At 69.7% G+C, this 10,627-nt stretch carries 8 protein-coding genes, 1 tRNA gene and 1 pseudogene; 6 read left to right on the plus strand and 4 right to left on the minus strand.

Translation table 11 applies throughout. From position 1 onward, the window contains the following. Positions 1–322: 322 nt before the first annotated feature. Positions 323–1,588, plus strand: a complete 1,266-nt coding sequence (locus ACFOW8_RS22110; protein WP_378553148.1) for a phthiocerol/phthiodiolone dimycocerosyl transferase family protein — start codon at positions 323–325, stop codon at positions 1,586–1,588. Between the two features lie 77 nt (positions 1,589–1,665). On the opposite strand, the gene ACFOW8_RS22115 is transcribed toward ACFOW8_RS22110, so the two are convergent. Next, positions 1,666–2,484: a MerR family transcriptional regulator gene (locus ACFOW8_RS22115; RefSeq protein WP_378553150.1), complete on the minus strand. Its 819-nt coding sequence runs from the start codon at positions 2,482–2,484 to the stop codon at positions 1,666–1,668. 48 nt (positions 2,485–2,532) lie between these two features. After that, positions 2,533–4,515: a TPM domain-containing protein gene (locus ACFOW8_RS22120; RefSeq protein ID WP_378553151.1), complete on the minus strand. Its 1,983-nt coding sequence runs from the start codon at positions 4,513–4,515 to the stop codon at positions 2,533–2,535. A 74-nt stretch (positions 4,516–4,589) separates the two neighbouring features. Between ACFOW8_RS22120 and ACFOW8_RS22125 the strand changes: the two genes are divergently transcribed. From ACFOW8_RS22125 to dnaG, 4 genes are all read left to right on the plus strand, one after another. Beyond that, on the plus strand, positions 4,590–5,267 hold the full coding sequence (locus ACFOW8_RS22125; protein WP_378553153.1) for an MBL fold metallo-hydrolase: 678 nt from the start codon (positions 4,590–4,592) through the stop codon (positions 5,265–5,267). Positions 5,268–5,366: 99 nt separating this feature from the next. Beyond that, a complete protein-coding gene (locus ACFOW8_RS22130) occupies positions 5,367–6,059 on the plus strand; it encodes a YdcF family protein (protein ID WP_378553154.1) in 693 nt (230 codons plus the stop codon). Between the two features lie 6 nt (positions 6,060–6,065). After that, on the plus strand, positions 6,066–7,319 hold the full coding sequence (locus ACFOW8_RS22135; protein ID WP_378553157.1) for a deoxyguanosinetriphosphate triphosphohydrolase: 1,254 nt from the start codon (positions 6,066–6,068) through the stop codon (positions 7,317–7,319). A gap of 23 nt (positions 7,320–7,342) precedes the next feature. After that, entirely contained in the window at positions 7,343–9,277 is a 1,935-nt protein-coding gene (dnaG, locus tag ACFOW8_RS22140; protein ID WP_378553159.1) for a DNA primase, read from the plus strand. 2 nt (positions 9,278–9,279) lie between these two features. Here dnaG and ACFOW8_RS22145 read toward each other — a convergent pair whose 3' ends face one another. Continuing rightward, positions 9,280–9,525 carry a hypothetical protein gene (locus ACFOW8_RS22145; protein ID WP_378553161.1) on the minus strand — a complete coding sequence of 82 codons (246 nt, stop codon included), beginning with the start codon at positions 9,523–9,525 and terminating at the stop codon, positions 9,280–9,282. Positions 9,526–9,725: 200 nt separating this feature from the next. Between ACFOW8_RS22145 and ACFOW8_RS22150 the strand changes: the two genes are divergently transcribed. Beyond that, positions 9,726–9,798: transfer RNA gene (locus ACFOW8_RS22150), tRNA-Asn, on the plus strand. A 425-nt stretch (positions 9,799–10,223) separates the two neighbouring features. On the opposite strand, the pseudogene ACFOW8_RS22155 reads toward ACFOW8_RS22150, so the two are convergent. Next, a pseudogene (locus tag ACFOW8_RS22155) lies at positions 10,224–10,517 on the minus strand (IS3 family transposase); the annotation flags it as partial. Between the last annotated feature and the right edge of the window lie 110 nt (positions 10,518–10,627).

Raw genomic sequence — 10,627 nt, forward strand, 5'->3', positions numbered from 1 at the left:
CGCCGCTGACGCGGCGGACCCTCCTCGAGGTCGGGTCGTGCGGGGCTGGGTTGAGTGCGTTGGCTGCGGTGTTTGGAGTGCCGGCGCGCTCGAGCCGCGGCTCCGTCGCGTTTTGTTCAGGCGCCGTTGCTTGCTTCTTCGTCGCTTGCGCAACGGCGCCTGATCGACGGGACGGGCCGCGACCGCCGCTGCGCGGTGGACCCTCCGCGGGGGCGGGTTGTGCGGGGCCGGGTCGGTATACGGCGGCGCCGGGTAGTTGGTGTGATCACAGTGCGTACCCGGCGGTTTGCGCCGAATGCTCGCGTGCCGCACGCTGTCCGGTGTGTTGTGGGAACCGGAAGACGTGGTGCGGGTGCTCGACCCGTCGGAGCAGCGATTCGTGCGGCACGCGACGTTCACCGGACGGTCGGTCACTGTCCGCGGTGAACTCGACGCCGCCGCGCTCGGCGCTGCCTTCGCGGCGCTGCAGCGCGCGTTCCCGATCCTGGTGTGCCGGATCGTCGAAGACCCCGAGGACACCGGAATCCTGGTGCGGCCGGGGCATATCGAGCCGGTCGGCGCCTGGGTGAGTTTCGGTGATCCGGACGAGGTCAGAATCCCGACCGAGCCGATGGACCCCGCCGCGCAACTGGCGTATCTGGATGCGGTTCTCGCCGAAGAGGATCGGGCCAGGGTGACGCTGTTCGTGCACCACGCCGTCGCCGATGCCGGGCACTGTGTGGAACTGTTCGCGCGTCTGTGGGGCTACTACACCGACCATGTGGAGACCGGCACCATCGCCGCGGGTTCACGGGAGTATCCGCTCTCGCTGGAGGCGCTACTCGCCCAGCGAGGGATCGGGCGTGGCTCCCGGTCCGGCCTGGAACCGGTGACCCGTCCGCTGGTGGTCGCCGATGCCGTCGGTGTCGTCGAGCCGTCCCCGCCCGCATCGCCCGCATTGGCCAGGCCCGCCCGGATCCAGTTGAGCCCTTCCGAGACCGCGCGGGTGCTCGAACAGGCCAGGATCCATGGCGTGAGCGTGAACGGGCTCGTCACCGCAGCCGCCCTGCGCGCGTTCGCGACGGTGTACGCGGTGGCCGAGGTCGGCTGTGTGTACCCGGTGGACCTGCGCAGGCGGCTCGACCCGCCGATCACGGCGGCCGCGGGCACGAACATCTCCGGTCTCGCCGCCTTCGCCACCACCGACACCGGCGACCTGATCGAGCTCGCCCGCCGGATCGGCACCAGCCTGCGCGACGACCTCGCCGCCGGCGTGATCGAACAGTCGGTCCTGCACTTCCCCGACTTCTTCGGCCCCACCCGAATCCACTCGACGGCAGGCCATATCGCGCTCACCAACACCGGCACGGTGCCTGCCTTCCGTGTCCCGGCGGGCGTACTCCTCGACGACTACGAGATCGTCTACCTCTCGGCCCATCCACGCCCGTCGACCGGCGCGTCGGCGGCGATGACCGTGCTGGTCTGCACCTATCTGGGCCGACTCACCCTGGCGCGGCTCGGCGGCGGCCTGCGAGCGACCGAACTGCTGCCCGCGCTCGCAGCCGAGCTCACCGGGACCGCGACGCGAGCCGAGGCGGTCAGCGCCTGATCGGCGCTCGCCCGGCAGCACGTCTCGGCGCGTGCGACCGCCGGGTCCGGTTCCGGCGGTCGCACGCCCGTGCCCGCTCAACGTGACACGATCGGCTCCTGCAGCTCGGTCACCCAGCCCGCCGGGTCCGGCGTCCACTCCAGCGTGACCTCGCGGACCGGGGCGGCGGTGCGATACCCGTTGTCCTCCACCCAGCGACCGAGCGCCTGCCACGACGCGCCGATCCCGTCTACGCTGCCGCGGTGGATGGTGGTCGCCACCCGGTCCTGCGCGGGCAGATCCACGATCGAGAACCCAGGCGCCGCATCGGGTTCCACGTTCACCGGCACGCAGGCGTGGACCGCCACTGCGCCGTCCTCCTGTTCGCGGTAGTAGGCGATCGCGGGCCCGGCGACGGCGATATCCGCCGCGGTGACCCGCTCCCACAGCTCCTGGAACAGCGGCCTGATCACCGGCCCGATCGCCGCGGGCTCGAATCCCGCCGCCACTCCGGTCGATTCGGCCACCCGCACCGCGGGCAGCGACTTGATCACCACATCCTGATCGGGCATGGCGCCCTCCTTCTCGATGATGCGGAGTCTCGCTTCGACCTCGGTCAAGCGGCTGCGGTCCGCCGCGATCCGCTGCTCGAGCTCCGCCCGGCGCAACGCGAGCATGCCGCGCAGCTCCCCTGGCTCCGGTCCTGGATCGAGCATCCGGCCCACCTGTTCCAGCGTGAACCCGAGTTCCTTGAGCGCGACGATCCGGTTGAGCCGGGCCAGCTGGGCGGCCGTGTAGAACCGGTACCCGCTGGCCGGATCGACCTTCGCCGGTCGTAGCAGGCCCACCGCGTCGTAGTGGCGCAGCATGCGCACCGATACCTGACCGTGTCTGGCGAAATCTCCGATACTGAACATGACCGCTCCAGGTGTAGGACCTCACACGGTGTCAGGGTCAAGCCCGAGTCAGAATCGGCCGCCCCGGCTCACCCGCCGCGACCCCGACGACCCGCCGAAGGATCCGGGCCGGTACCCGCCGCCACCGAATCCGCCGCGCCTGCCCGCACCGCCGATCGAACCGCGCAGGAATCCGTCGAGCAGGATGCCGCCGAGTACCGCGCCGGTCTGCCCGCCGCCACCGGCCATCGGCTGCCTGGACTCCCATGCCCGCACACTGGCCTGCGCCTGCCGCAGCGCGCGCCCGCCGAGATCGGCGGCGGTCTGCGCGCCTGCCAGCGCCCGATCCGGTGCCGTTGCCGCCAGCCCGCGCGCCTCGTCGAGGTGCCGTTGCGCCTCCGACAACCGCGTGCGCGCCTCGGCGTCGACCCCGCCGCGGCGGGTACTGATGTACGAGGCGGCCGCGTCGATCCGCGCGGCGGCGTCGGTGAGCGCGCGGTCGAGTCTGCGCCGCAGATCCTCCACGGCGAGTTTGCGATCCGAGGCCGCGGCGATGGCCCGATCCAGTTCGGCGTCGGCGGTCACCGCCTGGTGGAAGGCGCCGAGCGGATCGGTGTCGGCGGCGGCCGCGGCACCGGAGAGTGCCGTGGTGGCGGTGCCGACCGCGGCGGTGAGTTCGGGGCCGCCGAAGTCGGTGAGGCCCGCCGCCGTCGCGAGGTCGCCGCGCAGTTCGTCGAGCGCGGCGGGCAGCCCGTCGCGGGCCTGCTGGATATTTGTCGCGGCCTGGTCGACCGCGTCGAGCAGGGCGCGTGCCTGCCCGATGGCACCCTCGGCGCCGCGGATCGCCGCGACCGCGCCGCCCTGCTGCCCGACCGGGCGGGTGAGCGCGGCGCGGGCGGTGTCGATGTTCTGTTCGGCGAACCCGATCCGCTCGGTCGCCATCCGCACGTTGTCCCGGATCGGGGCGAGCACCGAAGCTGGATACGCCGAATTCAGCCGGGCCAGTTCGGCGTCGGAGGCGGGGGTGCGCGCGGTCAGATCGACGAGGTCGCGGGTCAGGCCGTCGAGCCGGGCGGGTGCGTCGATCAGCAGGTCGCGCATGGCGTCGAAATCGCTGACCTGGGCGTCGAGTTCGTGATCGGCCTTGCCCGCGGTGGTCAGCAGCTCGATCAGCATCGACCGCTGCTGATCGGGGGTTTCCGGGATCGCGTCGTCGAGCTGCTGGCGAATCGTGAACGCCTTGGCGGTTGCGGCGCGCGCGGCATCGAGCGCGGTGCGGAACGGCGTGACCGCGGTGTCGCCGAACTCCGAGGCGGCAAGGGCCAGCTCCTCGGTGCTGGTGCGGACGGCGTCGTCGATCTCGACGAGCCGTTCCCGCGACAGGGCGTGCAGGGTCGGCAGCGACAGCGCGGCCAGCGCGGCCGAATCGGTGGGATCGATCCCGCGCGCGGTGTCGAGCGCGGCCCGGTCGGCAGCGCGACGACGGGCTCGGGAGAACAGGATCAGCCCGCCCGCGATCGCCACGACCACCACCGCGATCCCGGCCAGCCAGCGCATCGACACGCCGCCGCCGCGCATGGCGGCTCCGATCCCGTCGGCGGTGTCGACCCCCGCCTGAGCCCATTTGCGTTCCCGCAGCGCGGGTTCCACGGTGCCTGCCAGCAGCGAGTCCAGCTCACCGTCGCTGACCTCGTCGGGCAGGATGCCGTCCAGCCAGTAGCCGCGATCATCCACCGCGACGGCGAGCAGCAGGTCCCGATCGCTGAAACCGGACAGCTCCGAGGTGCGGGCGGCCCAGTCGCGCGGCGCCGTCGCGGCGAAGTCGCGCACATAGATCACCCACAGTTTCACCTGGTGATCGCGGTACAGCCGGTCGACCGCCGCGAGCACCCTTGCCTCGTCGGCGCCACTGAGCACCTCGGCGGAGTCCACCACCTGTGGGCCCATCCGCGACGGTGGCTCTGCCGCGGCGACCGGCGCGCACATCAGGCTCAGCGCGGCGAGCACCGCGCACAGCAGGGGAACGGCCGATCTCTTCTGCGACTGCGGCATGGTGTCGAATCTAACGGGCGCGGCGCGGGCGCGCGGAGTACACCGGCGCGGGGCGTGGCTTCTACGATCGGCGCATGGTCACTGTGGATCACCGCTACACCGGACATGTCACCGCGGATGGGCCCGCTCAGCTGCGGGAGGTGGCCGGCGCCCGAATCGTGAAGATGTCCGTCGGCCCGATGGACAACAACACCTACCTCGTGCAGGACACCGCCACCGGCGCCGCCGTCCTGATCGACGCGGCCAACGACGCGGCCCGCATTCTCGAGCTGACCGGCCAGGAGACCCCAGGCCGGGTCGAGGTGCTGGTCACCACCCATCAGCATCCCGACCACTGGCAGGCGCTCGCCGAGGTCAGTGGCGCGCTCGAACCGGAAACCGCTGCCCACCCGCTCGACGCGGGCACCCTCCCGGTCCCGCCCGACCGCCTGCTCGCCGACGGCGACACCGTCGAACTCGGCGAGCAGTCCCTCACCGTCATCCACCTGCGCGGGCACACTCCGGGCTCGATCGCCCTCGCCCTCACCGACGGCGCGGGCCGCACCCACCTGTTCACCGGCGATTCCCTCTTTCCCGGTGGCGTCGGGAAGACGCACAACCCCGCCGACTTCGATTCGCTGCTGACCGACGTCACCACGAAGCTGTTCGACCGCTACCCCGACGACACCGTCGTCTACCCCGGCCACGGTGACGACACCACCCTCGGCGAGCAGCGCCCGCACCTGCCCGAATGGCGCGAACGCGGCTGGTGAACCGCGGCCGTCCGGCAGCGGCCGAGGAAGGCCGGACCGGAATCGGGCGGTGACCAGTGGTGTGACCGGTCGTCGGTCCCACCTGGCAAACTGGTCAGGATGAGATCGGGTTACCCGCGCACGGCCGCCCCCGCCCCGGACGACTCGCGCCCACGCGGGCTCGCGTCCACGATCTCGCGGTGGCTGGGCAGGCTGATCGCCGGTGCCGTGCTGATGGGGTTGGTGCTGGTCGCCGGGACGGCGTTCCGGGTGTGGCAGGTGGCCAGGATCGACGACTACACCCCCGCCGACGCGATCGTGGTGCTCGGCGCCGCCCAGTACTCGGGTACGCCGTCGTCGGTGTTCGAGGCCAGGCTGTATCAGGCGTGGCGGCTCTACGAGGCCGGGGTGGCGCCGCGGGTGATCACCGTCGGCGGCAAACAGGAGGGCGACCTCTATACCGAAGCCGCCTCCGGCAAGCGCTACCTGGAGGACAAGGGCGTGCCGAGCGCCGACATCCTCGCCGTGGAAACCGGTTCCGACACCTTGCGCAGTGTCGAAGCCGTCGCGACCGCGATGCGGGCGCGCGACATGTCATCGGCCGTACTCGTCAGCGATCCGTGGCATTCACTGCGCACCAGGACGATGGCGCGTGACGCCGGACTCGACGCGTGGACCGCGCCGACCCGCACCGGACCGGCGGTCTACACGAGGGAATCGCAGTTCCACGGCATCGCCCGCGAAACCGGCGCGTTGCTGTGGTATCAGCTCACCCATTTCTCGGCAGATTTCTCCTACACGGCGGGACAGTGAGTTTCGATGAGCGACAGCTACACCCCGCACGACCGGGAACGCATGGTTCACGAACCGGGCAAGACCGCCTGGCCCGGCGCCGCGGACAAGGGACACCGCAGTGAGTTCTCCCGTGACCGGGCCCGCGTGCTGCACTCGGCCGCGCTGCGCCGCCTCGCCGACAAGACCCAGGTGATGGGTCCGCGCGAGGGCGACACCCCGCGCACCCGCCTCACTCATTCACTCGAGGTAGCCCAGATCGGGCGCAGTATCGCCGATGGCATCGGCGCCGACCCCGACCTCGTCGACCTCGCCGGGCTGGCCCACGACATCGGCCACCCGCCCTACGGTCACAACGGCGAACGCGCCCTCGACGAGTTCGCCGACGAGTACGGCGGTTTCGAAGGCAACGCGCAGAACCTGCGCATCCTCACCCGGCTCGAACCGAAGGTGCTCGATCCGGCAGGCGAGAGCGCGGGACTCAACCTCACGCGCGCCGCCCTCGACGCCACCCTCAAATACCCGTGGGGCAGAGCCGGTTCCGGTAGCAAGTTCGGTGCCTACGAAGACGACCTCGAACGTCTGGCCTGGGTCCGCAAGGACGCGCCGGAGCGCAAACAGAGTCTGGAATGCCAGATCATGGACTGGTCCGACGACGTCGCCTACTCGGTGCACGACGTCGAGGACGGTGTGATCGTCGGCCGCATCGATCTGCGCGCCCTGGCCGACCCCGGCGAGCAGGCCGCGCTGGCCGAGCAGGGGCACGGCCAGCACCCGGATCAGTCGATCGACGCGCTCGCCGCCGCCGCGCAACGGCTCTCCGAACTCGACGTGGTCGCCGACGCGGTGAACTACGACGGCACCTTCGCCGCGTCGGTGGCACTGAAGCGGCTCACCAGCGAGCTGGTCGGCCGTTTCGCCACCGCCGCCATCACCGCCACCCAGGATCATCAGGGGACCGGCCCGCTCACCCGCTACGAGGGCGACCTGATCGTCCCGCCGATCGTGGCCGCCGAGGTCGCTGTCCTCAAGACCGTCGCCCTGCGTTACGTGCGCTCCGACCGCGGGCACCTGGCCCGCCAGCAGACCCAGCGGGACCGGGTGCAGGCGGTCGCCGACCGGCTGGTCACCACCGCGCCCGCCCACTTGGACGACCACATGCTGCCCTGGTGGAACGCCGCCACCGACGACACCGCCAGGGTGCGGGTGGTGATCGACCAGATCGCCGCCTACACCGAGAGCCGCTTCGAGCGCGTGGCCGCCTCGCTGGACTGCCGCTGACACCGGCCGACTAGACTTCTCTCGTGGCCGGACGAATCCCAGATCGCGATATCGCGGCGATCCGTGAACGCGTCCGGATCGAAGACGTGGTTGGCGAGTACGTCGCGCTCAAGCGCGCGGGCGCCGACTCGATCAAGGGCCTGTGCCCGTTCCACGACGAGAAGTCGCCGTCGTTCCACGTGCGGCCCAACCACGGCCTTTTCCACTGCTTCGGCTGTGGTGAGGGTGGCGACGTCTACAAGTTCCTGCAGCAGATCGAGCACATCGGTTTCGTCGAGGCCGTCGAGCAGCTGGCCGACCGGATCGGCTATCAGATCAACTACGAGGGCGGCGGCACCTCGGTCCAGCGCGACCGCGGTACCCGCGCCCGTCTGGTCGCCGCCAATGCCGCCGCGCACGAGTTCTACGTGGCGCAGCTGCGTGAGCCGGAAGCCGAAACCGCCCGCGAGTATCTGACCGACCGCAATTTCGACGCCGCGGCCGCCAAGCAGTTCGGCTGCGGGTACGCTCCCGGCGGCTGGGACGTGCTCACCAAGCACCTGCTGCGTAAGGGTTTCGAGTTCAAGGAGCTGGAAGCGGCCGGGCTTTCCAAGCAGGGCAAACGCGGTCCGATCGACCGGTTCCACCGGCGGCTGCTGTGGCCCATCCGCAACCTCGGTGGCGAGGTGATCGGTTTCGGCGCCCGCAAGCTGTTCGACGACGACACCATGCCAGGCAAGTACGTGAACACCCCGGAGACCTTGCTGTACAAGAAGTCTCAGGTGCTGTTCGGGCTCGACCACGCCAAGCGCGAGATCGCCAAGGGACATCAGGCCGTGGTCGTCGAGGGCTACACCGACGTGATGGCCATGCACCTGGCCGGCGTGAAGACCGCCGTCGCCTCCTGCGGCACCGCCTTCGGCGAAGAACACCTGCAGGTGCTGCGCCGCCTGCTGATGGACGACAATTTCTGGCGCGGCGAGATCATCTACACCTTCGACGGCGACGCCGCCGGGCAGGCCGCCGCCTTGAAGGCGTTCAGCGGCGACCAGCGCCTAGCAGGCCAGACCTACATCGCCATCGCCCCCGACGGCCAGGACCCGTGCGAGCTGCGGCAGCACTCCGGCGACGCCGCCGTCCGCGACCTGGTCGCGCGCCGAACCCCCCTCTACGAGTTCGTGATCCGCGGTCTGCTCGCCGAGCACAATCTCGACGATGTCGAGGGCCGCGTCGAAGCATTGCGGCGCACCGTGCCCGTGGTGGCCCAGATCAAGGACAACGCCACCCGCAAGGGCTACGCCACCAGGCTGGCAGGCTGGGTCGGCTGGGACGACATCCAGCTCGTGGTGCGCCGCGTCGGCGAGGAAGCCAAGAAGAACCGCATGGGCGGCAACGGTTCCGGCGCGAAGACCACCGGACGTCCCGGTGCCGCGCCCGCGCCCGCCCCGCTCGCCGAGGAAGGTTCCTCGGTGCGCCCGGCACCCAACGATCCCGCCCTGTTCGCCCAGCGGCAAACCCTCAGTGCCGCACTGCAATACCCGGCTATCGCGGGCACCGTGTTCGACTCCATCGACGCCGCGGCCTTCACCCACCCCGCCTACGTCGCGGTGCGCATCATGATCGCGAAAGCGGGTGGCGCCACGGCCGGGCTCGGCGGCGCGGAATGGGTCGCCGCGGTCTCCGATCACACCGATGACCTGATGATCCGCGCGCTCGTGTCCGAACTCGCCAACGAGCAACTGCCCGTGCGATCACAGAACGACGTCCCGCGCTTCATCACCGGCATTCTCGCGCGCACCCAGGAAGCCTGGGTCGGCCGTCAGATCGCCGAGCTCAAATCGAAGCTGCAGCGTCTGTCGGCCAGTGAGGAACCCGACACCTACATGACCCTGTTCGGCGACCTCGTCGCGCTGGAGCAATACCGCAAGAGTCTCGCGGCCCAGGCGATGGGCAGCGAGGCCGATTCGGCTGGGGTCTGACGTCAGCGCCGCAGCTGATCGTGCGGGACCAGCACCGTGGTGCGCTCGTCGATCGGCTCCATGGGCTCGAGCTGCGGCCGGGTACTCAGCTTGTCCGACAGCTTCTGCCTGCTCACCGCCACCAGCTTCTTCGTCACCGGGCTGCCCGTCACGGCTCGCGTCGCGGCACTGATCTGCTCGTAGCGCGCGCGCCCGGCCTTGGTGCCCAGCACATAACCGGCCGCTACGCCGATGATCAACCGCAGCATCTCCTGGAGCTCCTCCCACGTCTGTGTGCGAGCTCCATCCTGCCCCAGTCGCCCCACGAATGTCGACCCGCCGGCCCACCGCAATACGCCGCATGTCCGCAGGTAGCGCCCCGATTTGGGAACCAGCGATGCCATACGCTAAAGTTTCATCTCGGTCAGCCCGCCAAGGCAGACCGCCTGAGTCTAACCCCTCAGGGCAATCCCCTATAGCTCAATTGGCAGAGCAGCCGACTGTTAATCGGCAGGTTTCTGGTTCGAGTCCAGATGGGGGAGCATAACTACCAGGTCAGGCGCGATCACCGTGCCTGACCTGGTTTTGTATGCGGGCCGCGGCCAAAAATATGCCAAGAAATCCGGTTCGTACTGCCCGTATGTAGCACCGTGACGACCGAATACCCGCCCCAGCCCACCGGCTGCCGCAACTGTGATCCCGGGTTAACCCTGAGCTGCTGAGTGGGGGTCAGGGGTTCGAGTCCTCTTAGCTCCACAGAAAGAGCAGGTCAGGCCAGGTCTTTGGACCGGGCCTGACCTGTTTTTTGTGTCTGGCCCGCGTTTACCCCCCGTTTTGGTCCTGGATTCTGTTTGGCCGGTGCGGCCGTGCACCTGCTGTGGCCGCCGTGGTCGCAGGTCGTGCCCCCGGCGGGGCACATCGAAGAGCCAAATGGTTGGGGACTGCTGCACGATCGGGTGACAGCGGTTTACGCAGCTCGAAGAGCCGGTGTGGCCATGATGGCCTCGTATTCGATCGGGGTCAATTTGCCGAGCCTGGCTTGGCGCCGGCGTCGGTGGTAGGTCCGCTCGATCCAGGTGACGACCGCGATCCGAAGCTCCTCACGAGTCGCCCAGGACCGCCGGTCGAGGACGTTGCGCTGCAGTAACGCGAAAAACGATTCCATCGCCGCGTTGTCACCACACGCACCGACCCTGCCCATCGATCCGACCATCGCGTGATTTCCCAACGCGCGCACGAACTTCCGAGACCGAAACTGACTGGGTTCAACCGGTCGTTGCAACACCGGGTTGTGGGAGTGAGCGTAGCTGCTCCTCGAACACCTCAGCCGGGGTCTTCCAGTCGAGGCTCTTGCGGGGTCGGTTGTTGAGC

The sequence above is a fragment of the Nocardia rhizosphaerae genome (assembly GCF_042650365.1).
GTDB lineage: Bacteria > Actinomycetota > Actinomycetes > Mycobacteriales > Mycobacteriaceae > Nocardia > Nocardia rhizosphaerae.